Annotated in this window: 30 protein-coding genes; 16 read left to right on the plus strand and 14 right to left on the minus strand. The window is 63.3% G+C overall.

Annotation, left to right across the window (positions count from 1 at the left end; genetic code table 11):
- Position 1 precedes the first annotated feature (1 nt).
- The 6 genes from trxC to CHU94_RS01690 form a co-directional block, all read right to left on the minus strand.
- Positions 2-442: a thioredoxin TrxC gene (trxC, locus tag CHU94_RS01665; protein ID WP_094476095.1), complete on the minus strand. Its 441-nt coding sequence runs from the start codon at positions 440-442 to the stop codon at positions 2-4.
- Positions 443-447: 5 nt separating this feature from the next.
- On the minus strand, positions 448-1,272 hold the full coding sequence (locus CHU94_RS01670; protein ID WP_094476097.1) for an alpha/beta fold hydrolase: 825 nt from the start codon (positions 1,270-1,272) through the stop codon (positions 448-450).
- 38 nt (positions 1,273-1,310) lie between these two features.
- The gene (locus CHU94_RS01675) at positions 1,311-2,405 is read right to left on the minus strand and encodes a M48 family metallopeptidase (protein WP_094476099.1); all 1,095 of its coding nucleotides are present in this window, start codon (positions 2,403-2,405) and stop codon (positions 1,311-1,313) included.
- 3 nt (positions 2,406-2,408) lie between these two features.
- Complete coding sequence (locus tag CHU94_RS01680; RefSeq protein ID WP_094476101.1) at positions 2,409-3,611, minus strand: YjgN family protein; 1,203 nt, start codon at positions 3,609-3,611, stop codon at positions 2,409-2,411.
- Between the two features lie 90 nt (positions 3,612-3,701).
- Complete coding sequence (locus tag CHU94_RS01685) at positions 3,702-4,601, minus strand: hypothetical protein (RefSeq protein ID WP_141211357.1); 900 nt, start codon at positions 4,599-4,601, stop codon at positions 3,702-3,704.
- Positions 4,602-4,665: 64 nt separating this feature from the next.
- On the minus strand, positions 4,666-5,850 hold the full coding sequence (locus tag CHU94_RS01690; RefSeq protein WP_094476105.1) for a toxin-antitoxin system YwqK family antitoxin: 1,185 nt from the start codon (positions 5,848-5,850) through the stop codon (positions 4,666-4,668).
- 176 nt (positions 5,851-6,026) lie between these two features.
- On the opposite strand from CHU94_RS01690, the gene CHU94_RS01695 reads away from it, so the two are divergent.
- From CHU94_RS01695 to CHU94_RS01705, 3 genes are all read left to right on the plus strand, one after another.
- Positions 6,027-6,467, plus strand: a complete 441-nt coding sequence (locus CHU94_RS01695) for a universal stress protein (protein ID WP_094476107.1) — start codon at positions 6,027-6,029, stop codon at positions 6,465-6,467.
- Positions 6,468-6,542: 75 nt separating this feature from the next.
- The gene (locus tag CHU94_RS01700) at positions 6,543-7,376 is read left to right on the plus strand and encodes a zinc-dependent peptidase (protein ID WP_094476109.1); all 834 of its coding nucleotides are present in this window, start codon (positions 6,543-6,545) and stop codon (positions 7,374-7,376) included.
- 27 nt (positions 7,377-7,403) lie between these two features.
- Entirely contained in the window at positions 7,404-8,027 is a 624-nt protein-coding gene (locus tag CHU94_RS01705; RefSeq protein WP_094476111.1) for a YitT family protein, read from the plus strand.
- A 424-nt stretch (positions 8,028-8,451) separates the two neighbouring features.
- Here the strand turns inward: CHU94_RS01705 and CHU94_RS01710 are convergent, their stop codons facing one another.
- A complete protein-coding gene (locus tag CHU94_RS01710; protein ID WP_094476113.1) occupies positions 8,452-9,618 on the minus strand; it encodes a dipeptidase in 1,167 nt (388 codons plus the stop codon).
- 96 nt (positions 9,619-9,714) lie between these two features.
- On the minus strand, positions 9,715-10,332 hold the full coding sequence (locus CHU94_RS01715) for a thioredoxin fold domain-containing protein (RefSeq protein ID WP_255033736.1): 618 nt from the start codon (positions 10,330-10,332) through the stop codon (positions 9,715-9,717).
- Between the two features lie 510 nt (positions 10,333-10,842).
- Here CHU94_RS01715 and CHU94_RS01720 point away from each other — a divergent pair.
- The 5 genes from CHU94_RS01720 (at position 10,843) to CHU94_RS01740 (ending at position 14,651) form a co-directional block, all read left to right on the plus strand.
- Entirely contained in the window at positions 10,843-11,223 is a 381-nt protein-coding gene (locus CHU94_RS01720) for a SirB2 family protein (protein ID WP_094476115.1), read from the plus strand.
- Between the two features lie 92 nt (positions 11,224-11,315).
- Complete coding sequence (locus tag CHU94_RS01725; RefSeq protein ID WP_094476117.1) at positions 11,316-12,866, plus strand: diguanylate cyclase; 1,551 nt, start codon at positions 11,316-11,318, stop codon at positions 12,864-12,866.
- A gap of 61 nt (positions 12,867-12,927) precedes the next feature.
- A complete protein-coding gene (locus CHU94_RS01730) occupies positions 12,928-13,617 on the plus strand; it encodes an ankyrin repeat domain-containing protein (RefSeq protein WP_094476119.1) in 690 nt (229 codons plus the stop codon).
- Positions 13,618-13,622: 5 nt separating this feature from the next.
- Positions 13,623-14,003, plus strand: coding sequence for a MerR family transcriptional regulator (locus tag CHU94_RS01735; protein WP_094476121.1), 381 nt, complete (start codon positions 13,623-13,625; stop codon positions 14,001-14,003).
- 57 nt (positions 14,004-14,060) lie between these two features.
- Positions 14,061-14,651, plus strand: a complete 591-nt coding sequence (locus CHU94_RS01740) for an NAD(P)H-dependent oxidoreductase (protein ID WP_094476123.1) — start codon at positions 14,061-14,063, stop codon at positions 14,649-14,651.
- A 25-nt stretch (positions 14,652-14,676) separates the two neighbouring features.
- On the opposite strand, the gene CHU94_RS01745 is transcribed toward CHU94_RS01740, so the two are convergent.
- Entirely contained in the window at positions 14,677-15,003 is a 327-nt protein-coding gene (locus CHU94_RS01745) for a DUF6172 family protein (protein WP_094476125.1), read from the minus strand.
- 44 nt (positions 15,004-15,047) lie between these two features.
- Between CHU94_RS01745 and CHU94_RS01750 the strand changes: the two genes are divergently transcribed.
- A complete protein-coding gene (locus CHU94_RS01750; protein WP_094476229.1) occupies positions 15,048-15,644 on the plus strand; it encodes a 3'-5' exonuclease in 597 nt (198 codons plus the stop codon).
- Between the two features lie 21 nt (positions 15,645-15,665).
- Here the strand turns inward: CHU94_RS01750 and CHU94_RS01755 are convergent, their stop codons facing one another.
- Entirely contained in the window at positions 15,666-15,914 is a 249-nt protein-coding gene (locus tag CHU94_RS01755) for a hypothetical protein (protein WP_094476127.1), read from the minus strand.
- An 84-nt stretch (positions 15,915-15,998) separates the two neighbouring features.
- On the opposite strand from CHU94_RS01755, the gene CHU94_RS01760 reads away from it, so the two are divergent.
- The gene (locus CHU94_RS01760; protein ID WP_094476129.1) at positions 15,999-17,003 is read left to right on the plus strand and encodes a 2-hydroxyacid dehydrogenase; all 1,005 of its coding nucleotides are present in this window, start codon (positions 15,999-16,001) and stop codon (positions 17,001-17,003) included.
- Positions 17,004-17,012: 9 nt separating this feature from the next.
- Here CHU94_RS01760 and CHU94_RS01765 read toward each other — a convergent pair whose 3' ends face one another.
- Positions 17,013-17,624 (minus strand): DUF938 domain-containing protein, encoded by a 612-nt coding sequence (locus CHU94_RS01765; RefSeq protein WP_094476131.1) that lies wholly within the window; start codon positions 17,622-17,624, stop codon positions 17,013-17,015.
- A 280-nt stretch (positions 17,625-17,904) separates the two neighbouring features.
- Here CHU94_RS01765 and CHU94_RS01770 point away from each other — a divergent pair, with 280 nt between their 5' ends.
- From CHU94_RS01770 to CHU94_RS01780, 3 genes are all read left to right on the plus strand, one after another.
- Positions 17,905-18,708 (plus strand): formylglycine-generating enzyme family protein, encoded by an 804-nt coding sequence (locus CHU94_RS01770; RefSeq protein WP_094476133.1) that lies wholly within the window; start codon positions 17,905-17,907, stop codon positions 18,706-18,708.
- Positions 18,709-18,735: 27 nt separating this feature from the next.
- On the plus strand, positions 18,736-19,620 hold the full coding sequence (locus CHU94_RS01775; protein WP_217901280.1) for a TraB/GumN family protein: 885 nt from the start codon (positions 18,736-18,738) through the stop codon (positions 19,618-19,620).
- Between the two features lie 128 nt (positions 19,621-19,748).
- On the plus strand, positions 19,749-20,012 hold the full coding sequence (locus CHU94_RS01780; protein ID WP_094476135.1) for a hypothetical protein: 264 nt from the start codon (positions 19,749-19,751) through the stop codon (positions 20,010-20,012).
- Positions 20,013-20,045: 33 nt separating this feature from the next.
- On the opposite strand, the gene CHU94_RS01785 is transcribed toward CHU94_RS01780, so the two are convergent.
- The 3 genes from CHU94_RS01785 to CHU94_RS01795 all read right to left on the minus strand — a co-directional run bounded on the left by CHU94_RS01785 (position 20,046) and on the right by CHU94_RS01795 (position 22,590).
- Entirely contained in the window at positions 20,046-21,101 is a 1,056-nt protein-coding gene (locus tag CHU94_RS01785) for an alkene reductase (protein WP_094476137.1), read from the minus strand.
- A gap of 97 nt (positions 21,102-21,198) precedes the next feature.
- A complete protein-coding gene (locus CHU94_RS01790) occupies positions 21,199-22,296 on the minus strand; it encodes a sialidase family protein (RefSeq protein WP_094476139.1) in 1,098 nt (365 codons plus the stop codon).
- A gap of 24 nt (positions 22,297-22,320) precedes the next feature.
- The gene (locus CHU94_RS01795; RefSeq protein ID WP_094476141.1) at positions 22,321-22,590 is read right to left on the minus strand and encodes a MoaD/ThiS family protein; all 270 of its coding nucleotides are present in this window, start codon (positions 22,588-22,590) and stop codon (positions 22,321-22,323) included.
- Positions 22,591-22,753: 163 nt separating this feature from the next.
- Between CHU94_RS01795 and CHU94_RS01800 the strand changes: the two genes are divergently transcribed.
- From CHU94_RS01800 to CHU94_RS01810, 3 genes are read left to right on the plus strand one after another with little or no spacing between them, the layout of a single operon-like run.
- Positions 22,754-23,677, plus strand: a complete 924-nt coding sequence (locus CHU94_RS01800) for a M14 family metallocarboxypeptidase (RefSeq protein WP_094476143.1) — start codon at positions 22,754-22,756, stop codon at positions 23,675-23,677.
- Positions 23,674-24,075, plus strand: a complete 402-nt coding sequence (locus CHU94_RS01805) for a group II truncated hemoglobin (protein ID WP_094476145.1) — start codon at positions 23,674-23,676, stop codon at positions 24,073-24,075. Before CHU94_RS01800 ends, CHU94_RS01805 begins: the two co-directional genes overlap by 4 nt.
- Before the next feature lie 22 nt (positions 24,076-24,097).
- The gene (locus CHU94_RS01810; RefSeq protein ID WP_094476147.1) at positions 24,098-25,177 is read left to right on the plus strand and encodes an XdhC family protein; all 1,080 of its coding nucleotides are present in this window, start codon (positions 24,098-24,100) and stop codon (positions 25,175-25,177) included.

Raw genomic sequence — 25,177 nt, forward strand, 5'->3', positions numbered from 1 at the left:
CTCAGCGGCCCAGGTGGCTGCGTGCCCAGCGCACGATGTCGGCCGTGCCCATGGCACCCGGCTGGCGTGCAATCTCACGGCCACCGGCGAATAGCGCCAGGGTCGGAATACTGCGGATCTGAAAACGCCTGGCCAGATTGGTCACCGCTTCGGTGTCGACCTTGGCCAGGCGCAGCTGGGGCTCCAGCTGGGCTGCGGCCTGGGCAAAGGCCGGTGCCATTTGTCGGCAGGGCCCGCACCATGGGGCCCAAAAATCGACCAGCACCGGGATGTGGCTGCGGGCGATGTGTTTGTCAAAAGCCGCTTCGTCCAGCGCCACGGGCTGGGCTACAAACAAGGGTTTTTTGCAGCTGCCGCAGTCGGGCGCACTGCCCAGTTGGGCGTGTTGCACGCGGTTGGTGGTGTGGCAGTGGGGGCAAACAATGTGCAGGGCGTCGGTCATGCCCTTTAGCTGGGGAGCTTCTTCAGGCTTTCAAGCCAGTCCCGCACCGCGGCCTGCAGCGCCTCGGCCTGGTCCAGCATCACCCAGTGGCCGCTGCGAAAGCCCAGGGCTACATTGGCGGGATTGCGGGCCAGGGTTTCCAGCCAGTGGGGTGAGTGGAACATAAAGGGTTTGTGCGTACCGTAGGCGTAAAACAGGGGGCACTGTGGCCGCACGGGCAGGGTGTGGCGCAGGCCGCCAGCCGCGCCCAGCCAGGCCATGGCGTAGGGGCGGTTCATGCGCCAATGGATGGCCTGCGGTGCCGCCGGGCAGTGGAGTCTGCGGGCCATGTGCTGCGTCATGCGGTCGGCCAAGCCCTCGGCCCCCAGCATGCCCAGTCCCCAGGCTGTGGCCAGCCAGAGCTGGTAGGCCAGGACTTGCAGCTTCTGTTTGCCGCTGAGGGCGCGCAGGTAGGCACCGCTGTTGTGGTCGCCAATATCGATGCCCACGATGCTTGCCACCCGGTCGGGGTGGCGCATGGCGAGCTCGTAGCCGAACACGCAGCCCCAGTCGTGCAGCAGCAGGGTGACGGGCTGGCCGGGGCTGACGGTGTCCAGAATGGCGCGCAAGTGGGTCGTCATCTGCGCCAGGCTGCGGTTCGGGCCGTGGGTCGGGTTGTCAAAACCGGGCAGCGTGAAACGCACGCAGCGGTACTGCGGGGCCAGTGCGGCCACCATGCCATCCCACAGGCGGTAGGTGTCGGGCCAGCCGTGCAGCATGACGATCGTGTGGCTGCCACGGCCCTCCAGATACACCTCGGTGTCATGGACATAGAAGCTGTGTTGGCTCATGGATTTGCTATTGAATTGATAGCTGCTTGCGCCCACTTCTATTGGGCTGCAGCCCGAAAGAATGCAATACGGTCGGCATCGGACGGGTGTGAGGCAAAGGCGATGCCGAGCCAGGAGGGGCTGTCTTCGTCGGCGGTATCGTCTTTTGACGGCTTGGAGCCCGAGGTCTCGCGTGTTTTCTTTTGGCGCTCTTGGTCCAGTGCTTCAAACAGCGTCACCATGTGCAGGGGCGACAGGCCCGCTGCCTTGAGTACCTGTACTGCATGGGCATCCGCCTCGCGTTCGGCTTCGCGGGAGTAGTGGGCTTGGCCCAGAAGGGCAGGCACCGCTGCCAGCAAGGTGCTGAAGTCGCCCAGCACCACCGCCCCCAGTGCCCCCAGCACCGTGGCCTGCACCAGCATGCGCAGGCCATGGCGCTGCTGCACATGGCCCAGCTCATGGGCCAGCACGGCCGTCAGTACCCGGGTGTCGGCATTCACCAAGGCGACCATCTCGTCGGTCATGATGATGGTGCCACCTGGCAGGGCCAGCGCATTGGGGCCTATCTTGCTTTGTCGAAACACGAGCCGCCATGGTTGTGGGTCTGCGCTGTTTTGCCGCGCCACGGCGTCGGCAAATGCCTGGGTAATGCGGGCCTGCTCGGCCAATGGCAGTTTGCTGGGCAACATCAGGGCTTGGTCCACCGCCGCCAGGGTGCTCTCGCCCAGACTTTGTTCGATGCCCGGCGGTGTCGCGGCCACTACCGCACGCGCCAACAGGGGAAGCCCCCACAGTTGCAGTGCCACTGCCAGTGCAGCCAGCACCGCTACGCTGCCTGCCACCCAACGCCAGCTTTGCTGCATCTTCACGACCAGAGACTCGTTCAGTCCCTGACTTTGCATCCAGGTGTCCCAAGCCAGCCCGTCGTCACATTGCACGTGGCCGCCGCTGGCAAGATGGGCCAGACGCTGGCCATGGCGCGTGCGCTCGGGCCACTGCACCTGGTGGGCGGGGACCTGCAGGTCCACGCCCTCGCCCACAATGTGCAGGCGGCGTTGCCGGCCCTCGCCCAGCAGCTGCAGCGTCACCGGCTGGGCGCGTGCGCTGCGGCCATCGAAGTAGGTGGCAGCCAGGGTGCTGCCGCTGTGGTGCACGGCTTAGAGCCCCACATCCAGGCCAAAGAAGTCGCCGGCCGCGTCTCCAGCGGCATCCCCCTCGCGCGGCTGTACTTGCGCAACCAGCAGGTCTGGGTTGGCACGCGACTTGATGCTTACCGCCTCCAGTCGCACCCGCGCCAAAGCCACCGCCGCAAAAGGCCAGTACAGCCCCAAGGTAATGACGACCAGCACCCAATTTTTGAGAGAGACCCAGAGCAGGGAGCGCACACGCAGTTGGCTCACAAACCGGAGCTCGGTATTGCCGGTTTTGGTCCACACCAGGTTTTGCAAGCGTGCGATGGCGTAAGGCTTGATGCACACCAGCACGGCCAGCATGAGCAGCAAGGCGGGCAGGAGCGCTGCAGCAATCATCCAGATACCGGTTTGATTCCGCAGCCCCTCCAGCCCCTCGAGTCCGGAGGCCACACCAAACAGAATGCCCACGGGCAGGACAACGGCCAGCAGCCAGATGCCGATCACCTTGAGTGTGAGCAGGTAAAACGATCCCACTGTGGCACGGAAGGTGGTTTGCAGATGGCCCAGGCTGTAGTGGTTGTGTTGATATTGCTTGAGGTTCCACATCAGCCAAGGTGCAATGGCCAGTGTGGTGAACATGACGCCCAAGGCCAGGAAGCCAAACCAGGCTGGGGGCGCGGCTTCATCGCTCACCAATGTGAGCCCGCCGACCAGGACCAGGCCGGGCAGGAACAGCGGCAGCATGGCCCGGTAGGCGCCCGGCAGATCACCGGTAAACCGGAACCGCAGGCCACGCCAGCTGGTGTTGGCCAGGCGGAACTGCATCGATGATTTGAACAAGGCGGGCCACAGACCCGCTACCAGCACCAGGGCCACCAGGCCCGCTATGTTGGAGAACTCACCTGCCACCGAATACAGAATGAACAAGATGCCAACCAGGGCATAACCCTTGAACATCTTTTTCGGGTCGCCATGAAAGCCCAGGGGCTGGCCCCCCACCAGGGTGTTGCCCATGAAGTAGCGCAAGCGCCGAGCCTTGGCCCAGGGGAAGTAGATGCCCAGCGTGACCAGCATCAGCAAGAGGTTGACGATCCAGATGCGGAAGTACTCGCTGCCGGAGCCGGTGAAGGCGATGCTGATCTGGTGGGTCGAGGGAGGGACTTGCACCTGGGTGTCAGGTGCGTCCAGGGAGTGGGTGCCAGACGTGGCTGTGTCTGCATGTTGCATGCGCGGGATCCTCCTTGAAAGTGGGTGGGGCCTGGGGCCCTCTGTGTGTGGTCGCCATCATATAGCGGCGCGGGGGCGCATGGGCGGCGCTCACGGTTTGGCGCGCAACTCTGGCTCCAGCGTGTCCCACAGGCTGCGATCGGCCAGCGGCGTGTCTTTGGGCAGTAGGGGATTGGGAATGCTGAAGATGCGCCGCCCTCCGAGGCTGATGTCGCTGAGGATGGATTTTTTGAAGGCCTGGTAGCGCCGCTCGAACTTGCCGTTCTTGATTAGCACGCGCAGACCCGCTTCGGCCCGTTGGGCGAGCCGCTCTCCCTCCGGGGTACGGGGGAAGAAGAAGTAACGCGGCAAGGGGGAGTAGAGCAACAGCTTGCGTTCAATCGCCAGCGCGGGATAGGTCCGGCGGCCCACAGCCAGCTCTTGGCTGATTTCGTTGACCCCGCGTGAGAATAGGTCGAAGCGGCCAGAGTCCAGCATCGGCAGCAACAGCTCGTAAGTCGGCGCGGTAACCACTTGAAAACCGTTGGCGCGCAGGATGTCGCTGTCGACCCAAGTGGCGCCCTGGCCGATGGACAGGGCCTGCAATTGGGGCAATGTGCGTACTGGGTCGGCCCAGGCCTGGGTGTCGGACTTGATGAGGAATAGGCGGTAGCCCGTCAGTCCTTTGTCCAGCGGGATACGGATGGGGCGCAGTGTATGTTCACGGGCGATGCTGGTGGTGCGGGCCATGACGCTGATGTCGGTGGCAGTGCTGAGCAGTAATTCGGCCCGCCCGGCATTCATGACCTTGGGGCTGGCCTGCAGCACGTAGGGGCCCCACTGGGGCATGGTTTCGTCCAGGGCGGCTTGCAGCAGTTCCCAGTAGTAGTTCAGCCGCGTGTCAGACCCACTCTCGGGAGGCGGGTAGACATAACGCATTGTCTCGGCCTGGGCCCACAAGGGGCAGGCCAACAGCAGCGCAACCAGCAGTTGTCTCAACGACCGAATCATGGGGGGCCTCGTGTGCCTTGTCTTCCTCTTGCTCCCCAGTGTAGTCCGCTTGTGTGACAGTGTCTCAGCGTGTGTAGGCCTTGCGGGAACCGTCTTCAAACAGGGCGTCGTCTCGGAGCAGCTTGCCCGATTCGTCCCACTCGCGCTGGCGTTTCACGTTGCCTTGGCCGTCGTAGTGCTCTTCCAGTTCGGGCTGGCCGCTGTCAAAGAAGAACTTGTGCACGCCCGTGGCGCGCTCACCGTAACGAACTTCCAGTGCATACCGCCCTTGGGCACGCAGCGTGCCTTTGTCACTGAAGCGCTGGCTGTCGCGCAGCTCGGTGTTGCCCTCTTGGGTGTAGATGTCTTTGCTCTTGGGTTGGCCATTCAGGTAGAAGGTGGCCTCGCTGGCCAGGCGGCTGCGCTTGCGTCCACCCGCATCCACCAGCGCGTACAGGCGCTCACGCACCAAGGTGCCGCTGGCGTGGTACTCCGAGTCGCGCACCAGTGCCGCAGGTCTGTCGGTCTCGTTCCAGACCTTCTCGCGGCGCTTGCCACCGTCTTCGGCGAAAAAACGTTCGGTGCGCTGGCTGCCTCGGCGTTCCATTTCTTCCTGTGGTTGGCCGTTGTCCATCAGCACAGCCTGTTTTTGCACCACCCCACCCAGCAGGGTTTGGGTGCCACGCAGCTTGCCGCTGCTGCTGTAGGTGGATACCGTGCTGGCACTGCCGCCAAAACCACACAGTGCGGCGTCATCCACATGTGGGGCCAGCAAAGGCTTGGGGCCGCAGCGCAGGCTGGCGAGTTGCTTGCCGGGCGTGAACTGGGCACTGGCGCCCTCGCGCTCGGTGTCCGCCACCCATTCCACCGTTTTGGGGCTGCCGTCCTCATACCAGCTGCGGCGCAGGCCGCGTGCGTTGCCCTTGACGTTGGTGAATTCCAGCACCAGTTGGCCATTGGCTGCCCACTCGCGTTCCAGGCCTTCGTGCGGGCCGTTGGCGGTGATGGTGAACTCCTTGGCCAGCTTGCCGTTGCGGAAGTAGCGCGACAAGCCCACGGAGTCTCCGTTGCGCAGTTCGTACTCGCGCTCCACCAGGCCACTGTCGCGGTCCTTGCAGCGCACCATGCCGCTCTTGCCCGCGGTCTCGGCACCATTGTTAGTGTTGATGGATTTGCCGTTGAATTCGCAGTCCTGCACGGCCAGGGCAGCGCTGGTGCTGACCAGCAAGGCTGCGCCCAATGCCAGGCGCCAAGTGGGTGTGAGTTGCATGGTTTTTGAGTCAAATGAGGCTTTTGGCCATGTGGAATGTGCGCGAATAGCTATAAAAAATATAGCAAAACAAGGGTCCGGCTTGCATCTATGGCGCACGTGATCTATATCAACGACTGTAGCGCAGCCCACGCGCAACATGGAGGCTGGTTTACTTCTTGGAAGGTGAGGTGCGTATGTTCAAACACATTCTTCTGGCGACCGACGGCTCCACCGCATCGGCCCATGCAGGCACCCTGGCGGTGGGCTTGGCCCGTGCGCATGGTGCTCAGCTCACTGCGGTGTACGTGGCCGACCCCTACCCCTACTTGGGTGTGGGCGAGGCCAATCCCTTGGGCTACCAGGCCTACGCGGCCGCGTCCCAAGAGTTGGCGGCCCAGGCCCACGCGCAGGCCGAAGCCCAGTGCCGAGAGGGGGGCTCTGTGGTGGCCCTGCAGGTGAAACTGGTGGAAGGCGTGACTGCGGCCAGCGGCATCGTGCAAACGGCGACCGAGGTCGGGGCCGACCTGATCGTGCTGGGCTCCCATGGCAGAACCGGTATCGTTAGGCTCATGCTGGGCAGCGTGGCCACCAAGGTGGTGGCCGAGAGCCCGGTGCCGGTGCTGGTCACGCGATAGAGCGCACTCATCGCTTGAAAAAGGCCTTGGGGCCTCCAGCTACGGCGTTCCTGCAACGCATTGGATGGGAGCCCTGTGGCCTTTGTTGTGTTTTGCCTGGCTGCGGTTGGGCTCTTGGCCTGGCTGCTGGGCTACCCCTGGTGGCAGCGCCGCCAGCGCCGCCGGCTGCAGGCGCAGCCTTTCCCCAAACACTGGCGCACGCTGCTGCGCCGCCGCGTGCCCCTGGTGGCCCGTTTGCCGGCCGACCTGCAGCTGCAACTCAAGCAGCACATGCAGGTGTTTGTGGCCGAAAAAACGTTTATTGGCTGCGCTGGCCTAGAGGTAAGCGAGGAGATGCGGGTGGTGGTGGCGGCCAATGCCTGTCTGCTGCTGCTCAACCGGCCCGACGCTGCTGGGTACTTTCCCAAGGTGCGGCAAATCCTGATGTACCCCGGCGCCTTTGTGGTGAACCGCCGCCACACCGATGCTGCGGGCGTGCAGCTGGAGCAGCGCGAAGCGTTGGCTGGCGAATCCTGGGGCGAGGGACAGGTGGTTCTGTCCTGGCAGGACACGCTGGAGGGTTCCGCCACGCCCGATGACGGCCGCAATGTGGTGATCCATGAATTTGCCCACCAGCTCGACCAGGAAAATGGCCGCGCTGTGGGGGCGCCGTTGCCGGTGCTGGGCGATGCGCGCTACAACGCCGCGCGCTGGCAGCAGGTGTTTGAAGACGCCTACGAGCACTTGCGGCAACAGGTCTTCATGGGGGAGCAGGGGCTGCTGAACCACTACGGTGCGCAAGATCCGGCGGAGTTTTTTGCCGTGGTGACGGAGGTGTTTTTTGAGCAAGGCCCGTTACTTGCAGCCGAGTACCCGCAGGTGTATGCGGAGTTGCGCGGCTTTTTCAGGGTCGACCCGGCGAGTTGGTGAGCCGTAGGGCGGCACAATGCTTGCTCTATGGCCGATATGAATCCGCTCACCGCCCCGGTGCACACCCACACGCTGTTTGAAGATGCGCAAGCCATCTTCACTGGCACCCTGTTTGTCAGCCTGGCGCTGATCCTGTTTGCCCAAGCGGGCTTGCTCACGGGGGGGACGGCCGGCGCAGCATTTGTGTTGCACTACGCCACGGGCGTGAGCCTGGGCAAGCTGTTTTTCCTGATCAATCTGCCGTTCTATTGGTTTGCATGGCGCCGCATGGGGCGCGAGTTCACGCTCAAGACCTTTGTGGCCATCAGCTTTTTGTCGGCCATGGCCGAGTGGTCGCCGCGCCTGTTTGCCATCGAGCGCCTACACCCGGCGTATGCCGCCGTACTGGGCGGTCTGCTGCTGGGGTCGGGCTGCCTGTTTTTGGCCCGGCACCGTGCCAGCCTAGGCGGTGCCACCATTGTCTCGCTGTACCTGCAGCAATCGCGTGGCTGGCGTGCGGGTGTGGTGCAGATGGGCATGGACTGTACGATCGTGCTGTTGGCCCTCACCGTGGTAGACCCGGTGCGCGTGGCCTATTCGGTGCTGGCGGCGGTGGTGATGAATTTGTTCATTGCCATCAACCACCGGCCGGGGCGGTATGCAGTTCTTTGAGGTTTCTGTCTTTCAGTCCCGGCGTTCCCCCCCCTATCCCCCCAGCCCCCTTTCCACCCCCGCCGGGGTGGAAAGGGGGAGCCTCATTTGGCTTCTTCGCGCCGGATACGGGTTACGCGCGGTGCGCTGCCACTGTTACTTCACGCTACGGCCCGCACCTGCGGTTGTGGGACTTCGGCGAGCGCTGTGCGCCCACGCTGGCGGCCGTGCCCGCCAGTGGCTCCTCGCCTGCACCTTTGCATTTGCTCCAACTGTTGGCACTGGCCGTGGCGTACCCACCCAGTGGCAACCCTACGCACTTAGCCCGTACTCGGCGTAAAACAACAACATATGGCTGTCAAAGGCTCCCCTCGCCGACGGGGCGAGGGGCGGGGCGAGTGGGTGTTAAAAATGAGTGGGTGTCCAAAAAAGCGAGCTCTCTGCCTCAGACCGCAGGCAGCTGAGCCTGCAGCAGACGCAGCACGTTGCCACCCATGATGGCGGCCACATCACCCTCAGAGAAACCGGCCTCCAGCAGACCCTGGGTGATGCGCACCAGTCCCGTGGTGTCAAAGGCGGTGCTGGTGGCACCGTCAAAGTCTGACCCTAAGGCCACATGCTGCACGCCCACCAGGTTGGCGGTGTAACGGATGGCCTTCACGATGGCCTCCGTGCTTAGGTCGCAGACCGCACCTTCAAAGTAGCCAATGCCCATCACACCTCCCGTGGCTGCAATCGCCTTGATGTGGCGGTCGCTGAGGTTGCGCGGGCCGGGGCAGGTGCCCTGCACGCCCGTGTGGGACACCAGCACCGGGCGCTTTGTCATCGCCAGTACGTCGTCAATCACCTTGGGCGAGGCGTGGGCCAAGTCCACCAAGATGCTTTTTTCTTGCAGTTTGGCGATGACCTGTTTGCCAAAAGGCGTCAGCCCGCCTTTCTCCAAGCCGTGGGCCGAGCCGCCGACTTCGTTGTCAAAGAAGTGTGTCAACCCCATGATGCGAAAGCCCGCCTCAAACAGCGTGTCCACATTCTCCAGCTTGCCCTCCAGCGGGTGCAGCCCTTCAGTGGCCAGCAGCGCAATGAGTGTGCCGCTGGCAGGCGGCTTGCCCTGAGTCAGCGCTGCCAGGCCGGCCTGGGTGCGCACGATCCGCATGGCACCTGCACTGCCGGCTGCGGCGGCGTGCAGCTTTTCACTCTGGTACAGGGCACGCTGTAGCAGGCTATCCCAGGTCCGCACTGGCCAGCGTTGGGCCATCACCAGGGCGTTAAGGCTGTCGGTGTCGCCCGCGTTGCGTTCGAAGTTCAGGCCCTTGGGGCTTTTGGTCACCGTGCTGAAGACCTGCAGGCTGACCTTGCCCTCCTGCAGGCGGGGCAGGTCGGTGTGGCCGTATTCGTAGCGTTTGAGCAGGTCGCGCGACCACAAGAGCGCATCGTCGTGCAGGTCCGCCACAAACAGGGTGTTGTGCAGGGCGGTGGCTTGCGCGTTGGCGCTGTGCGGGCCAGTCAGGGCCACACGGTTCAGGCGCTGGTCCACGATGCGAGGCAGGGTGAAGAACACCCCCAAACCCAGTGCCGCCACCACGGCGATTGCCATGCCTATCTTGCGTCGCATACTGTCTCCCGAAAATCCATAAAAAAGGGGCCTAAGCCCCCGTAGATTATGCGCAAGCAGCTAGCAAAAACATAGCAAAAATGCCCTGCTCAGGGTTTATACCCCCAGGAACTCGGCCAGCGCCGCAGTTTCCATGGCGCCCGCATTGGTCACCACCGTGCCGGTCTTGAGGTTCTTGGCCAGGATGTAGGGTACGGACTCAACCTTCAGGCTGTTGAACAGCTCGGTGTTGGCCTTGATGGTGGCCTCGTGCTCAGGCGACATGCTGGCGGGCAAGGGAGCGCCACCCGTGCCGGCCAGCAGGGAGGCCTCGTGGGCTGTCATGAATTCGGCCGGGTTGCCGGCTGCCAGGATCGCGGCCCCTTGGGGGGCACTCTTGCCGTTGATGAAGGACACGGGCACCCAAACGAATTTGACCTTGCCTAGCAGGGGCTGCGAGGTTTGCCACAGGTGGCCGCAGTGCGGGCATTGGGGGTCGAACAGAACAAACACCGGGTTGGCGCTCATCAAAGCGCCCACGGTGAACCCTTTGCCGGTGGTGGCCACTTTTTCATAGGCCTGTGTGGGCGGCAGGGCGCTGGCGGCGGGAGCTGTTGTGGCAGCTTCCTCTGTTTTGGAGCAGGCTGCCAGCCCGGCGACTGCGGCCACCAGGGGCAGGGCCAGCAGGTGCAAGCGTTGGCGTTGGGCGGGGGACTGGGACGTGGCTTTTGGCATGGTGAATGTGGAGAAATAGGGAAATGGCCCGGCTTGACAGGGCACAGCGTGGGTGGAGTGTGCCTGAGCCGGGGAAGTTCCCGCCGTGGTCATTTTGCAGGCACCCTTGGCAAAGCCCCTGTTGGCGCGGGTTTTGCTGCTTGTGAACATAGTTATCCACAAAGTCACGCACAGTTTTCGGGTGCAACTTCGGTGGCCTGGAAAACGATTTCCGGGTTTTCACGGATTGTCCATTTTTGCTAGCACAGTTTTTTCCTCCATTGACAAAATGCACATCCTGCTTTCCCAGTATGCAGCGATATGCCTAAAAAATAGGCGCCGTGTGGCAAGCCACGGCCAGCGCGGTTTTGGCCGCTTGTTCTGGTGGTTATCCACAGCGTTGTCTCCACGATTTTTGGGTAAGTTTTTTTTGATTTTTTTTGGGCCTTGGCCCTGGCAGGGCCGTGCCGGCAATGCGTCCTACTATCATTTGAGGAGTAAGCATGTGGTCCTTGGCGGCCTTTTCATCGTATGAATACCTACCTTTGGCTCAAACATCTGCATGTCAGCTGTGTTGTGCTGAGTGGCTGCTTGTTTGCCCTGCGGGGCGGGTGGATGTTGTGGGCCCCGCACCGGCTGCAGCAGGGCTGGGTGCGGGTGTTGCCACACGGTATTGACACTGTGCTGTTGCTCAGTGCTGTCGGCTTGGCGGTATGGAGTGGCCAGTACCCCTTGGCGCAGGGCTGGCTGACGGCCAAGGTGCTGGCACTGTTGGTGTACATCGTCCTCGGCAGCGTGGCACTCAAGCGCGGCTGCACGCGGGCTGTGCGGGCGTCGGCTCTGGTGGCGGCCCTGTTGGTGTTGGCTTTTATCGTGTCGGTGGCGCTGCGCAAACAGTTGCCCTGGGTTTGAAGGGCGCGAGACAAGCAAGCAATTGCGTGCTGCGCTTGCATCTGCGATAGTGTGTCGGGGGCGGGGAATAAGAAGAGTCAGGGACACACTACATGCTGTTCTTCAAGCTGTCGGATCGGCCGTATTCGTTGCGCAGCAACTTGCGGCTTCTGGTATTCGCCTGCGTGATGCCTGCGACGCTGGTGAGTGGCTTGCTTACCTACTCCACCTACCAGTTGCGCCGCGCGCAAGTCGAGCAACAAACGGTCTTGCTGGGCCAGTCCATCCTGGCAGATCTGGAACGGGATCTGGCATCCATTGAGTCGGTCCTGAAAGCCATGGCCACTGCACCCGAATTGGCGCGTGGTGACCTGCAGGGATTTCACCAACGCGCCAGCGAGACCTTGTCTGCAGGCCTGGCCTACAACTACATCGTGACCGACGTGCAGGGACGACAGTTGCTCAACACCTTGCGTCCTTGGGGCTCGCCTTTGCCAGTTGTCGGCACACCACCGCAGCTCGCGCGGGTATTCAGCGAGCAGAGCAGCGTTCTGACCGACCTGTTCATGGGGCCGGTGGCGCGCCGCCAGGCGGTTGCCATGGGTGTGCCTGTGAAGCTCGGTGAACACGTGGCCTACAGCCTCAACATCGGTCTGGACCCCGTGCGTATCCAGGCGCTGCTGGGCCATCAGCATCTCCCGCCTGGCTGGTTGGTGGCGGTGTTGGATAGCAGCGGTCAGATTGTGGCGCGCTCGCGTGATGTGCAGCGCTACCTGGGCCAGCCCGCCGTGCCCGAGTTGTTGGCCGCCATGGCTCTGCGCGACAGCGACACCCTGCTGTCTGAAACCAAGGACGGGGAAGCGGTCTTTACCGCTTACGTCACCTCAAAATCCTGGCGCTGGCGCATCGTGGTGGGCGCACCGAGGGCTGTGTTGCTGCAAGACTTGCTGGCCCATTTGGGGTGGGTGATTGGCGGCATTTTGGTGGCCTATGGGCTGGGGTTATGGCTGGCGCGCACCATTTCCCTGCGGGTGTTGGCCTCGGTGCGGGAGCTCAACGACGCGGCCCAAGCCCTAAGCCATGGGGAAGACGTGGTCGTCCCTAGCATCCGTTTTCAAGAGGCTGAGGCGGTCGGTGCTGCCTTGTTGCAGGCCTCGCAGGCCATGAAGCAGGTCAAATTTTTTGCCCAGCACGATGCCCTAACCGCGTTGCCGAACCGCCTCTTGTTTGACGAGGTGGCGGAGCGCAACCTGGCGTTTGCCCGTCGGCGTGGCCAGATGCTGGCGGTGGTGGCCATTGACTTGGACGGCTTCAAGACCGTGAATGACACCCAGGGGCACGCAGCGGGGGATGAAGTCCTCAAGACTGTGGCGCAGCGTATTCAGGCGGCCATCCGTGCGTCGGATGTCGTCGCTCGCATCGGCGGGGATGAATTCATCCTTTTGCTCAGCGAGGTGGACCAGGTGGCTGCGATGGATACCGCGGAGCGCATCGTGCAGGCGCTTTCAGAGCCTTACCCGGAGGTGTTGGCTCCGGTGTCGGCCAGTGCGGGTGTGGCCCTGTTTCCGCGCCATGGCGCGGACACCAAAACCTTGGCATTGGCCGCTGACCAGGCGCTATACCGTGCGAAACAGGCTGGCAAGCGGCGCGCTATGCTGGCTTGATGCCATGACTCGACCATCCAACTACCCATACCATTGCATGCCTTGCCGAGAACTGCCCCGAATGACGCTGAACCGCCGCCACGCCGCCCTCACTGCCCTATGTTTGCTGGGCAGTACCGTATTGGCACAACCCGTGCACCTGACGGGCAACAGCCCAGAGTTGGTCGATGCGGCGGCGCGCGGACAGCTGGGAAAGGTCTTGCTGTTGCTGGACGGCGGAGCGCCCATCGAGTCGCGCGCCAATACGGAACGCAGCGGCAATGCCACCCCGGTGCTGGCGGCAACCCAAGGCAAGCATGTGGAAGTGGTGCGCCTACTGGTGTCGCGTGGGGCCAATGTCAACGCGCAGGATGCACAGCAAGACAGTGCCTTCTTGCTGGCCAGTGCCAGCGGCTATACCGACATCGTGCAGCTCACCCTGACCGCAGGGGCGGATCTGGCCAGCACCAACCGCTATGGTGGCACCGCCCTGATTCCGGCCTGCCACTATGGCCATGTGGAGACGGTACGCCTGCTGCTCACCACCCGTATTGCTGTCGATCACATCAACAACTTGGGATGGACGGCGCTTCTGGAAGCCGTGATCCTGGGCGATGGTGGGCTGGCACATGCAGAAATTGTTCGCATGCTGATTGCTGCCAAGGCCGATGTCAACCTTGCCGACGCCCAAGGTGTGACCCCTTTGCGGCACGCCTTGGCGCGCAAGCAGGTGCATGTGGCCGAGCTGCTGCGCGCGGCAGGGGGGCGCTGATAGTGATGTACATCGGAGCACTGGCCGCCGAGAGCGGTGCCAGCGCCAAAGCCATCCGTCTCTATGAATCACTAGGGCTGCTGGGCCGCGTGCAGCGCCTGGGCAAGTACCGCGTCTACACCGAACAGCACCTGGTGCTGGTGCGCATGATCAAGCAGGCCCAGGCCATGGGCTTGCGCTTGGCCGAGGTAGTGCCCGTGCTACGGGGACGCACGGCGGAGCCTGATTGGGATGCGTTGTTGCGCCAGGTCGGGCAGCGCCGTACCGAGATTGCCTTGGAGGTGACCCGCTTGCAGGCTCTGGATGCCCAGCTGCAGGCCATTCAGACTGAAATTACTGCCTGCACCGGGACGCAATTGCCTGTGCCCCTGGCCGCCTGCGCTTGACTCTGCCCCTAGGGGCAGACTTAGGGTTGCTGTTCCTCCACTACCGGAACTGCAACCATGTCCTTGCCCGCTGGCAAAAACGTCCTCGTCATTCTGGGCCACTCCGGCCACAACACCTTCAGCGCAGCTCTGGCCGACACCTATGCCGCGGCTGCGCGTGCTGCGGGCCACACGGTGCGTACGTTGCATCTGGCCGACCTGAACTTTGATCCGCTGCTGCACGGCAGCAACCCGCACCAGCAGGCGCTGGAGTCCGACCTGCTGGCCGCGCAGGACAGCATGGCCTGGGCGCAGCACATGGCCTGGGTGTTTCCAGTGTGGTGGGGCGGGGTGCCGGCGCTGCTCAAGGGTTTTCTGGACCGCACCTTCATCTCAGGCTATGCCTTCAAGTTCAACGCAGGGTCACCGTTTCCGGTGCCACTGCTCAAGGGGCGCACCGCGCATTTGCTGGTGCCCATGGACACACCGCCCTGGTACTTCCGCTGGTTTTATCGCATGCCGGCGATCCACCAGATGCGCAAGACAACGCTGGAGTTTTGTGGCATTCGGGTGCGCAAGACCTTGTCATTGGGGCCAGTGGTCAGCTCCACACCCGCGCACCGCGCACGCTGGCTGGCGCAGGCGGGGGCACTGGCTGGCCGCATCTAGCGGCAGCGCAGCCCGCGGCCCAGCTTCAGGCGTCCAGAAAGTCGCCCGCCGTGGGCGCTGCGCCCGGATCGCGTGCCTTGCGCACGCCGTGTTTGGCCAGAATTTCTACATAAAACTGCGTACCACCGCATTGCACCAGGGCGTCAATCAGCTTGGTCAGCTCGGCCACGTGGGCGGTCTGTGCCGTGTCCTGGGTGGGGCCAAAGCGGCAGTCAAAGTCCCAGTAGTCCACGCCCTCGGGCAGGGCACGGCGGCGTTCGCGCTTGAGGTACTTGCGGATTTCGTGCTTGGTGGCTTCGAGCAGGCGCTCGGGGTGTTTGCCTTCTACGGCGAGGGGGAAAGTCTTTTTCATGGGAGTCCTGGGCCGATAGAGGCGGGTGGGCGATGATACGCCCCATGCAGGAACGCCACCCCACCCCCGACAAAGACACCATTGCCCAGCTGCCGCCCTTTGAGCGTCTGGGGCTGGACCGCATCACCCTGGTGAGTACTGGCGCAGAGGCCAAAGAGGCCTATGCCGCCCTGACCGACACCTCGGCCTGGGGTTTTGACACCGAGTCCAAACCCACCTTCAAGGTCGGTGAGGTGTCCGACGGGCCGCACATCCTGCAACTAGCCACGCCGCAGCATGCCTGGGTGTTCCAACTGCTGGACCCAGCCTGCACCGCCGTGGCTGCCGAGCTGCTGGCGCTGGGTGGCATTGCCAAGGCCGGTTTTGGCTTGGGCGACGACAAGAAACGCATTGTGGGCAAGCTGGGGGTGCAGCTCCAGGGCATTCTGGAGCTCAACACGGTGTTCCGCGAGCGCGGTTACCGCAAGGACATGGGCGTGAAAGGCGCAGTGGCGGTGCTGTTCCAGCAGCGCTTCATGAAGTCCAAAAAAGCCGCTACCAGCAACTGGGCCAGTGCGCGGTTGACGGAGTCCCAGCTGGTCTATGCCGCGAATGACGCCTACGGGGCCATACGCGTCTTCCACGCGCTGGGTCTGGCCTGAAGGGCGTAGCCCGCCGGGGCCTCAGTGGGTCACGAACTCATAGGCAACTTCCTCGCTCTCCACCATGTCCAGGATGTCGTTGAGCTCGTCCTCGCTCTCGGTGCTGGACCAGGTTTCTTCGGGGTTGGTGGCAAACAGGGGTTCGATGGCCATGTCCAGGAACTGGCCGTTGGGCAGACTCAGTACGGGCGTGCCCTCGGAGGTTTCGACCAGCTCCCATTCGTCGGGGACCGACATTTCGAGCTTGATAGTGACGTGGAGTTTTTTCATGGATTTCCTTGGTGGCTGAGGCGGCGAGGTTAACCCAGCCCGCCGTAAGATGGATGACACCCTTTGCATCCCAACCATCCTGCCATGCACATTGCCGTTTACAGCACCCGCCCCTATGACCGTGCCGCCCTGAGTGCAGCCGCACAAGGCACGCCACACCGATGGACCTTTCTGGAGGTGCGGCTGGACGCGACAACCGTAGCCACGGCCGCCGGGGCGGATGCAGTGTGCGTGTTTGTGAACGACCATCTGCCCCGTCCCGTGTTGCAGGCCCTGCACGCGCTGGGCGTGCGCCTGTTGCTGCTCCGCTGTGCCGGCTTCAACCAGGTGGACCTGGCGGCTGCGGCCGATCTAGGCCTGGCCGTGGGGCGCGTGCCCGAGTACTCGCCCTACGCTGTGGCCGAACACACGCTGGCCCTGGTGCTCACGCTCAACCGCAAGATCCACCGCGCCTACGCCCGGGTGCGCGAAGGCAACTTTGCGCTCGATGGCCTGCTGGGTTTCGACCTGCATGGCCGCACTATCGGCGTGGTGGGCACGGGCCGCATTGGCGAAACCTTTTGCCGTCTGATGACCGGCTTTGGCTGCACGCTCTTGGCAACCGACCCGCAGCCCAACCCGGCCTGTGTCGCCTTGGGCGTGCAGTACGTGCCGCTGCCCGAGCTGCTGGCGCGCAGCGACGTGGTGAGCTTGAATTGCCCGCTCACACCGCAGACCCACCACCTGATTGACGCAGCGGCCTTTGCCGGCATGAAGCGCGGTGCCATGCTGGTCAACACCAGCCGCGGCGCCGTGGTGGACACGCGGGCCGCCATCGATGCGCTCAAGAGCGGGCAGCTGGGCGCGCTGGGGCTGGACGTCTACGAGGAAGAGGGCGACCTGTTCTTCCGCGACCTGTCGGGCGCCGCCATCCAGGACGATGTGTTTGCGCGCCTGCTCACCTTCCCCAATGTGGTGGTGACCGGGCACCAGGCCTTTTTTACCGAAGACGCGCTGACCGCCATTGCGGCCACCACGCTGGACAACATCGACCACTTTGCCGCCACAGGGCAGGCGCGCTATCCGGTGTCGGTCGAGAAGCTGGCCTAGCGCCTCGGCTCAGGCTGGGGTGCGGCCCCAGACCAGCAGCAGATTGTTGGCCGGCATTGCGTGGCGTGCCTGCAGGTGCAGGCACGCCAGAGCAGCTTGCGCTTGCACATCCGCGAGCTGGCGAATGCCAAAACTGGGGTCATGCGTGCGCAGGCTCTGGTCAAAGTCCAGGTTGCTTTGCGTGGGCACGACGTCGGCCTCGAAGTAGGGACCGTAGGTAACCAGAACACCGCCCGGCTTCAGGTGCGTGGCTGAGCCTTGCATCAGCGCGGCGCAAGCGGCCCAAGGTGCAATATGCAGCATGTTGATGCACAAAATCAAATCAAACGGCGTGTCTTCCAGCTGCCAGGGCGTCTTGCACACGTCCAGCGGCAGCGCCACATTCACATTGGCCAGGTCGGCCTCGGTGGCGCGCACTTCGATGTTGTAGAGCGCCCCTGGGTGCACCTCGGTGGGCTGCCAGGTCCAAAGCGGCATGTGCTGCGCCAGCCACACCACATGCTGGCCGGTGCCCGAGGCAATCTCCAGTGCCGTGCCCTGCGCAGGCAGAAAGGTTTGTAGCGTTTCCAGGATTGGCTGTTTGTTGCGCTCGGCAGAGGGGCTGAAATCGGGTTGGGCCATGGGTTTAGGGCACGCGCTCAGTGGCAAAGGCCGCGAGATTAACCCAGCTTGTACTCCCGTTACCACAAGATTCAGCCACTCAAACGGAAGCCTCAGCGACTGCTCAAAAAATAGGCGCGCTGTCCGGGGCCAATCCTGGCGCGGCTTTGCGGGCTTGTGAACACGCTTATCCACAAAGCAGCCCACAGGCGCACGGGGTAAGTATTTTTTGCAAGCCGGGAGGCGACGTGCCCCGTACTACAGTGCCGTCCTTGGGGTTTGAAGCATTCAAGGGAGATATATGAAAAAAATACTGATGGCTTGCGGTTTCGTATTGGGTAGCTGTTTCACGCTTGGCTCGGCACTGGCACAGGGGGCACCGCTGCAAAAGGACTGCGAGCTGTGTCCCGAGTTGGTGCAGGTGCCGGCGGGCAGTTACACCATGGGGCGGCAGGATGGTCTGTCCAACGAGCGGCCGGAGCACAAGGTCACCCTCAATGCGTTTTACCTGGGGCGCATGGAAGTAACGCAAGCCCAATGGAAGGCCGTGATGAACAGCACACCTAGCGCGAACGGTGCTTGCGGGCCGCAGTGTCCGGTGGATTCGGTGAACTGGGATGAGGTTCAGGAGTATTTGGCCAAGCTCAGTGCCTTGAGCGGCAAGACCTACCGCCTGCCTAGCGAGGCGGAGTGGGAATACGCGGCCCGGGCCGGTACCAGCAATCTGTACGTGTGGGGCGATATGCCCAGTCGTGAATACGCAAATTACGGCAGCGAAACCTGTTGTGAAGGACTGGCTGAGGGGCGCGATGCCTGGGTGCATACCGCGCCGGTGGGAAGCTTTCCGCCGAATGCGTTTGGCCTGTTCGATATGCTGGGCAATGTAGCCGAGTGGACGCAGGACGTCTTCTACAAGAACTACATGTTTGCCACCAAGGACGGCAGTGCGTGGGTGAGCGATGCACCTGGTGCGGCATTTTCACGTGTGGTGCGCGGTGGAGCCTGGAACCAGGATGGTGCCTCTTTGCGCGCCACCAAGCGTGCACAGGCCATCACGACGGAGCCCAGTGACGCCATCGGCTTTCGGGTAGCCCGATCGCTTTGAAAGAGCTGGTAGCGCGTGGAGACGGTAATGATGAAAAAACTGGTGTTGACGTGGTGGCTGGTGTTGTCAGCGGGCCTGGCATGGGCCCAGGCCCCCGTGCCGCTGTTGTGGAAGGTGAGCAGTGGCTCCAACAGCATGTACCTGCTGGGCTCCTTTCACCTGCTCAAGCCCACGGACTACCCGCTGGCGCCCAGCGTAGATGCCGCGATGGCGGACGTACAGCAGCTGTACTTCGAGGTGTCGCCGCAGGAGATGGAGTCGGCCGACCTGGCCGACCGGATGAGTCGGGCAGCCTTACGTACCGATGGCCGGATTTTGCAGCAGGCGCTGCCCCCCAAGACCTGGGCTGCTCTGCGTGCCTATGCGGCCAAGGCCGGTATGCCGTTGGAGCCGCTGCAGCCTTTCAAGCCCTGGTTTGTTGCGCTGGCCTTGACGCTGTCGGAGTTCCAGAAGCTGGGCTTTTCTCCGGCATTGGGGTTGGACCAGCATTTGATGCAGGCCGCTGCCCGCAGCCAAAAACCGACCTGGGGTCTGGAGACGGCGGGCGCGCAAATCCAGATGCTCGACAGCATGGATACCGCCACCCAAGCGGATTTTCTGGCGGAGACTTTGATCGACCTGCAAGATATGCCGGGCCAAACCGACACCCTGCACCGCGCTTGGCGCGAGGGGGATGCCAAGGTGCTGGAGCGCGAGAGCATGGCCGATTTGCGGGCGCGGTTTCCGGCGCTCTACACCCGTCTCATCGTGGACCGCAACCGCGCTTGGTTACCCCACCTGCAGGCCTTGCTAGATGGCAAGAAGGCTGGCGGGCGGGCTTTGGTGGTGGTGGGGGCGCTACACCTGGTGGGGCGCGATGGCGTAGTGCGCATGTTGGCGGACAAGGGCTACCGGGTAGAGCGTCTGCCCTGAAGCGGACTTAGGGCTGGCTGTCTAACTGAAACAACAGAGTACTAGGGTAAACCCTTGCATCGGACATAGGGTTTACCCTATACTGCGGCGCAACATCAGTTGTTTTTACTTATCTCAAGGAGCCCGCCATGGCCACCACCACATTGAACAGCCTCACTCTGCCTTCCAGCGCCCAGCCTACCGTGGGTGCATCCCTGCAAGCGCTGCTGGCTGCCAGCCAGGCCTTGGTTGTGGCCCTGTGGCAAGCTGCGGTGGGTACCAAATCTTCCGCTGCCAGAACTGCCTACCAAGAGGCTGAAGCGCTGCGTACATATGCAGCGCAAATCCAGAGCAGCGATCCCGAATTCGCGAACGACCTGTTCGCTGCTGCCGACCGCCACGAAGGCCTATAAGCCTTCGCATGGGCGGCCCCGGCCGCTCCCCTCTTACATCGTGGGGTAATCGGTGTAACCCTTGGCGCCGGGCGTGTAGTAGGTGCTGCTGTCAGGCACATTGAGTTCCGCCCCGGCCTTCACACGTTCTGGCAGGTCGGGGTTTGCAATGTAGCTGTTGCCAAACGCCACCGCATCCAGTTTGCCTTCTTTGATCGCCTGCTCAGCCTCTTCAGCGCTGTAGCCCATGTTGCCGATCAGTACTCCCTTGAATCTCTCGCGAGCCACCGTCACGACGTCGGCCTTTTGCACGCCAAAGAAATCTGCGCGCATCAGGTGCAGGTAGGCCAGCTTGAAGTCGTTGAGCTTCTCGGCCAGGTAGGCGGTCAGGCCCACGGGGTCGCTGTCCTTCATGCTGTTGTAGCTGTTCAGCGGCGAAAGGCGCAGGCCTACACGGTCTGCACCAATGGCGGCGCTCACAGCCGTCAGTACTTCAAACAAAAAGCGCGCCCGGTTTTCGACAGTGCCACCATACGCATCGGTGCGCTGGTTGCAGCCGTCGCGCAGGAACTGGTCAATCAGGTAGCCATTGGCGCCGTGCACTTCCACGCCGTCAAAGCCGGCTTCGATGGCATTTTTGGCCCCTTGCGCGAAGGCTGCCACGATGTTGGCAATCTCGTCGGTGCTCAGCGCGTGCGGCACGGCATGGGGGACCTTGCCGGCCGGCGTGTGGATTTCGCCCTCAATGGCAGTGGCGCTGCTGGACACGGTGCGCTGGCCACCGTTGATGTCGGGGTGTGCGGCGCGGCCAGCGTGCCAGATCTGCAGGAAGATGCGCCCGCCCTTGGCGTGCACGGCGGCGGTGGTTTTCTTCCAGCCTTCAATCTGTGCTGCGGAGTAAATACCGGGCTCAGCCACAAAGGCCGAGGTATCTTCCTGCACCATGGTGCATTCGGTGATCAAGAGGCCGCCACTGGCGCGTTGCGCGTAGTACTCGGCCATCAGGTCGTTGGGCAGGTGTTCCATGCCCGCGCGGGTGCGTGTGAGCGGGGCCAGCACAAAGCGGTTGGGAAGGGTCAGTGCGCCAACTTGCAGGGGATTGAATAGCATGGGAAATCGGTCCAAAGAGTGAGTCAACAAGGGGCGAGAAGGTATCACCCGCCGAATAAGCCGAAGGCCGTGGGGTTACTGGAAAGTGGCGTAGCGCTCAGGCTACCCAGCCCAGTGCTGCCACGGGTGGCAGATCGTGGCTGACGCTATGCCAGTGTTCTCCGGCATCCGTGCTGACCCACAGGCCGCCGGTGGTGGATGCCATGGCGAGCGTCTGGCAGTCTGCTGCCAGCGCCAGGCCGTGGCGGTAGACCAGGTGGTAGGCGTGGGTCTGTGGCAGGCCGGCGCTGAAGGTCCGGAAGGTCTTGCCACCGTCGTCCGTTCGGTTGACTACGAGCTTGCCGTCCACCGGATAACGGTGGGTGTCAGCGGCTGCCGGTACAAACCAGGCGCGCAGCGGGTCTTGCGGGTCGCAGGCCACAGCAAAGCCAAAACCGGAGGGGGTGGGCGCCGCAACGTGCGCCCACAACTGTCCGCCGTTGGTGCTGCGGTAAATGCCACAGTGGTGCTGCACCCACAGCACATCGGCCTGCGCGGTGCACTGCACCATACGGTGGGGGTCTTGGGTGTTGGGGTCATCAGCGTTGTCGGCAGGCAGGTAGTCCGCGGTCATCCCGGCCGCGGTGAGGGCCCAACTGGCACCGCCATCCCGCGTTTGCCACACGCCACCGCAGGAAATGCCAACGCGGATGTGGTGTGCATCGCGCGGGTCCACCAGCACCGAGTGCATGCCCGGAAAGTCGTTGCCGCCCCCAAACCACCCCGGGCGGCGCGGGTCTTCCCACAAGGCGGTGCAAAGGGCCCAGCTGGCGCCACCATCCTCCGATTTGAACAAGCCTGCTGGCATGCAGCCGGCCCACAGGGTGCCAGGTTCAGCCATGCCGCCGGGGGCAAGCGCCCAGATCTGGTCCACATTCCAGGGCGTGGGGTCATTGGCCAAGGGGCCGCTGTCAGGCTTGGGTGGGAAAGCGGGGGCGGCCATCTCGGTCCAATTGGCACCGTGGTCGGTGCTTTTGCGCAGCTTGACGCCAAAGTGGCCCATACGCAGTGCTGCGAACCAATGGCCGGTGCGCGGATCGGCCAACACCTGGGTGACCGGGTCGCCCGTAAAGTGGTGGCTCACAACCCCCCACTGCGCGCCCCGGCCACGCACCACAAACAAGCCTTTACGACTGGCAACCAAGAGTGTTTGCATACGTCATGTTTCCTCTGCACTGCGTTAGCCGCCGGTCAGGGCCTGTATGACCAGTACCTTGTCGCCATCGACCAGAGGCTGGGTGAGGGTCTGGCGGTCCATCACCATGGTCTTGTTGATGAACACAGCCACGTGTTTGCGGATGTGGCTCTGGTCGTCCAGCACATAGTGGCGCAGGCCCGGAGCCGCTGCCAGCGCGGCATCGAGTACCGCCATCAGGCTGGCGGGCGCCACCTGTTGGGGGGCACATTCCACATGGCGCCGCAAGCTGGCGGCAAACTCCACCGTCACCATGGCTGTCTCCCTTGTTCAGAGGCCGCAGTATTGCCAGCGCTGCGCCGCTTGGCAAGCCGGGTAGTCCATTTTTATGCAAAAAGTGCCTATGACCCGCACAGCGTTTGCGCAAGCAGCTACTAAAATCGTAGCGTTTTACAGACCTCAAATCTCACACCTCCCCATGCGCACCGCACCTCCTTACCCCATTGGCACCCCGGGGCAGCCCTGGGGCGCTGCAGAACGCGCCCAGTGGCGCGCGCGCCAAACGCGCCAGCGCAGTTACGCCGACGATGTGCTGGCCGCAGTAGAGCGCCTGCGCCCACGCTTTGCGGTGAACACCTATGGCGAGGTGGTCTACGGCGACGAGCACTTCCCGCTCATGGCCATCCGCAGTCGCGACTGGAATGCGACTTTGCCCACCGTGCTGGTGACCGGCGGGGTGCATGGTTACGAGACCAGCGGAGTGCAGGGCGCACTGCATTGTGTGGACGCGCTTGCGGCCGACTACGCGGGGCGGGTCAACCTGTTGGTTGCACCCTGCGTGAGCCCCTGGGCCTACGAGCGCATCCTGCGCTGGAACCCTGACGCGCTGGACCCCAACCGCAACTTCTGCGAGGGCAGCCCCGTGCTAGAGAGCGCCGCGCTCATGCGCTTGGTGGCTCCACTGCGTGGCCAGATTACCGCCCACATCGACCTGCACGAAACCACCGACACCGACGAGAGCGAGTACCGTCCCGCCGTGGCCGCGCGTGATGGCAAACCATTTGAGCCCGGCACCATCCCCGACGGCTTTTATGTGGTGGACGATAGCGCCAACCCACAACCTGCCTTTCAGCAGGCCATCATCGATGCCGTGCGGCGCGTTACCCACATTGCCCAAGCGGACGCACAAGGTTGCCTGATCGGCTCGCCGATGGTGGCACCCGGTGTGATCCATTACGCGATGGCTGAGCTGGGCCTGTGCGCCAGCGTGAGCGGCGCGCGCTACACCTGCACCACCGAGGTCTACCCCGACAGCCGGCGCGCCACGCCCGTGCAGTGCATCGCCGCGCAGGTGGCTGCGGTGAGTGCAGCGCTGGTGTTTGTGGGCTATAAAAGGGCATGAGTGATACCCCCGATCAAGCCCGCACCCCCTTTGAGTGGATTGGCGGTGAGTCTGTGGTCCGCAGCCTGGTGGACCGTTTTTACGACCTAATGGACCTGGAACCCGGCTACACCGCCTTGCGTGCCGCGCATGGCAGCACGCTGGACAAAGCGCGCGACCACCTGTTCTGGTTTTTGTGCGGTTGGTTGGGCGGGCCCGACTACTTTGTCGAGCGCTTTGGCCACCCGCGCCTGCGCGCGCGCCACATGCCCTTCAAGATCGGCATTCTGGAGCGTGACCAATGGCTGGCCTGCATGGATCAGGCCATGGGGGACACCGGCATTCCCGCGGAACTGCGCGAGCGTCTGAAAACTTCGTTTTTCCAGACGGCAGACTGGATGCGCAACGTGGGCGTTTAGCCCCGCTGCAAGGCCCCGGCCCATGGAAAACCTCGATGTGATGGTTTTGCGTGCCTTGTGCGGCTGGCGTCAGGCCGGGCGGCGCGCGCTGTTGGCAACGGTAGTGCGTACCTGGGGCTCGTCGCCACGACCGGTGGGGTCCATCTTGGCGCTATGTGAAGACGGTTCCGTGGTCGGCTCGGTGTCGGGCGGGTGTATTGAGGACGATTTGATCTTTCGCTTCACGAAGGCCTACGCGTCAGCCGGGGCTGCTTGCAGTGATGGTGTACAGCAGATACCTGGCGGGCCGCCGCAGCGCGTGAAGTACGGCGTTACGGCCGACGAGGCGCACCGCTTCGGCCTGCCCTGTGGTGGCACATTGGAGCTGTTGCTGGAGTTTGATCCCGATGCCGCCAACTTGGCCGACTTGCTTGCCCGTCTGGAACAGGGGCAGTTGGTGCGGCGCACGGTGCAGTTGGCAGATGGCGTGACCAGTCTGCAGACCGCCAGTACTCCAGCTGCGCTCAGCCTGTCAGAGAGCGAGTTGGTCAATACCTTTGGGCCTGAATACCGTTTGCTCATCATCGGTGCTGGCCAGCTCAGCGAATATGTGGCCACCATGGCGCAGTTCTGCGGTTTTGCGGTGACCGTGTGTGACCCGCGCGATGAGTACCGTGGCGCCTGGGGTGTGCCCGGTGTGATAGTGAGCAGCGCCATGCCCGACGAGGTCGTCACTGCCTTCAAGCCGGATCGCCGAAGTTGTGTCATTGCGCTCACGCACGACCCCAAGCTCGACGATCTGGCGCTGCTGGAAGCCCTGCAGTCTGACGCCTTCTACATTGGAGCCATTGGCTCCCGCCGCAACCACGCCGTGCGCCGCCAGCGCATGCTGGAATATCTGGACCAGACGCCAGAGACTCTGGCGCGTCTGCGTGGCCCCATTGGCATCTACATCGGTAGCAAGACACCGCCTGAAATTGCGGTGAGTGTGATGGCCGAAATACTGGCGGTAAAAAACGGCGTGACTTTACCGCGCGATATGGCGGTGTCGTATGCCAAAGACGAACTGGCCATCGCCCACAACGACCCAGGCACCTTGGTTTGCGGCGTACGGCAGACCTGA

It is taken from the genome of Rhodoferax sp. TH121, from assembly GCF_002251855.1.
Taxonomy (GTDB): Bacteria; Pseudomonadota; Gammaproteobacteria; order Burkholderiales; family Burkholderiaceae_C; genus Allorhodoferax.

What these genes read in the sequence shown, in the direction of transcription:
- trxC (WP_094476095.1), bottom strand. Translation starts at nt 442, where the DNA reads ATGACCGACGCCCTGCACATTGTTTGCCCCCACTGCCACACCACCAAC.
- CHU94_RS01685 (WP_141211357.1), bottom strand. Translation starts at nt 4,601, where the DNA reads ATGATTCGGTCGTTGAGACAACTGCTGGTTGCGCTGCTGTTGGCCTGC.
- CHU94_RS01730 (WP_094476119.1), top strand. Translation starts at nt 12,928, where the DNA reads ATGACGCTGAACCGCCGCCACGCCGCCCTCACTGCCCTATGTTTGCTG.
- CHU94_RS01805 (WP_094476145.1), top strand. Translation starts at nt 23,674, where the DNA reads ATGAGTGATACCCCCGATCAAGCCCGCACCCCCTTTGAGTGGATTGGC.
- CHU94_RS01720 (WP_094476115.1), top strand. Translation starts at nt 10,843, where the DNA reads ATGAATACCTACCTTTGGCTCAAACATCTGCATGTCAGCTGTGTTGTG.
- CHU94_RS01735 (WP_094476121.1), top strand. Translation starts at nt 13,623, where the DNA reads ATGTACATCGGAGCACTGGCCGCCGAGAGCGGTGCCAGCGCCAAAGCC.
- CHU94_RS01760 (WP_094476129.1), top strand. Translation starts at nt 15,999, where the DNA reads ATGCACATTGCCGTTTACAGCACCCGCCCCTATGACCGTGCCGCCCTG.
- CHU94_RS01745 (WP_094476125.1), bottom strand. Translation starts at nt 15,003, where the DNA reads ATGAAAAAGACTTTCCCCCTCGCCGTAGAAGGCAAACACCCCGAGCGC.
- CHU94_RS01800 (WP_094476143.1), top strand. Translation starts at nt 22,754, where the DNA reads ATGCGCACCGCACCTCCTTACCCCATTGGCACCCCGGGGCAGCCCTGG.
- CHU94_RS01770 (WP_094476133.1), top strand. Translation starts at nt 17,905, where the DNA reads ATGAAAAAAATACTGATGGCTTGCGGTTTCGTATTGGGTAGCTGTTTC.
- CHU94_RS01670 (WP_094476097.1), bottom strand. Translation starts at nt 1,272, where the DNA reads ATGAGCCAACACAGCTTCTATGTCCATGACACCGAGGTGTATCTGGAG.
- CHU94_RS01775 (WP_217901280.1), top strand. Translation starts at nt 18,736, where the DNA reads ATGATGAAAAAACTGGTGTTGACGTGGTGGCTGGTGTTGTCAGCGGGC.
- CHU94_RS01755 (WP_094476127.1), bottom strand. Translation starts at nt 15,914, where the DNA reads ATGAAAAAACTCCACGTCACTATCAAGCTCGAAATGTCGGTCCCCGAC.
- CHU94_RS01780 (WP_094476135.1), top strand. Translation starts at nt 19,749, where the DNA reads ATGGCCACCACCACATTGAACAGCCTCACTCTGCCTTCCAGCGCCCAG.
- CHU94_RS01795 (WP_094476141.1), bottom strand. Translation starts at nt 22,590, where the DNA reads ATGGTGACGGTGGAGTTTGCCGCCAGCTTGCGGCGCCATGTGGAATGT.
- CHU94_RS01750 (WP_094476229.1), top strand. Translation starts at nt 15,048, where the DNA reads ATGCAGGAACGCCACCCCACCCCCGACAAAGACACCATTGCCCAGCTG.
- CHU94_RS01690 (WP_094476105.1), bottom strand. Translation starts at nt 5,850, where the DNA reads ATGCAACTCACACCCACTTGGCGCCTGGCATTGGGCGCAGCCTTGCTG.
- CHU94_RS01785 (WP_094476137.1), bottom strand. Translation starts at nt 21,101, where the DNA reads ATGCTATTCAATCCCCTGCAAGTTGGCGCACTGACCCTTCCCAACCGC.
- CHU94_RS01680 (WP_094476101.1), bottom strand. Translation starts at nt 3,611, where the DNA reads ATGCAACATGCAGACACAGCCACGTCTGGCACCCACTCCCTGGACGCA.
- CHU94_RS01725 (WP_094476117.1), top strand. Translation starts at nt 11,316, where the DNA reads ATGCTGTTCTTCAAGCTGTCGGATCGGCCGTATTCGTTGCGCAGCAAC.
- CHU94_RS01740 (WP_094476123.1), top strand. Translation starts at nt 14,061, where the DNA reads ATGTCCTTGCCCGCTGGCAAAAACGTCCTCGTCATTCTGGGCCACTCC.
- CHU94_RS01710 (WP_094476113.1), bottom strand. Translation starts at nt 9,618, where the DNA reads ATGCGACGCAAGATAGGCATGGCAATCGCCGTGGTGGCGGCACTGGGT.
- CHU94_RS01765 (WP_094476131.1), bottom strand. Translation starts at nt 17,624, where the DNA reads ATGGCCCAACCCGATTTCAGCCCCTCTGCCGAGCGCAACAAACAGCCA.
- CHU94_RS01695 (WP_094476107.1), top strand. Translation starts at nt 6,027, where the DNA reads ATGTTCAAACACATTCTTCTGGCGACCGACGGCTCCACCGCATCGGCC.
- CHU94_RS01705 (WP_094476111.1), top strand. Translation starts at nt 7,404, where the DNA reads ATGGCCGATATGAATCCGCTCACCGCCCCGGTGCACACCCACACGCTG.
- CHU94_RS01790 (WP_094476139.1), bottom strand. Translation starts at nt 22,296, where the DNA reads ATGCAAACACTCTTGGTTGCCAGTCGTAAAGGCTTGTTTGTGGTGCGT.
- CHU94_RS01810 (WP_094476147.1), top strand. Translation starts at nt 24,098, where the DNA reads ATGGAAAACCTCGATGTGATGGTTTTGCGTGCCTTGTGCGGCTGGCGT.
- CHU94_RS01715 (WP_255033736.1), bottom strand. Translation starts at nt 10,332, where the DNA reads ATGCCAAAAGCCACGTCCCAGTCCCCCGCCCAACGCCAACGCTTGCAC.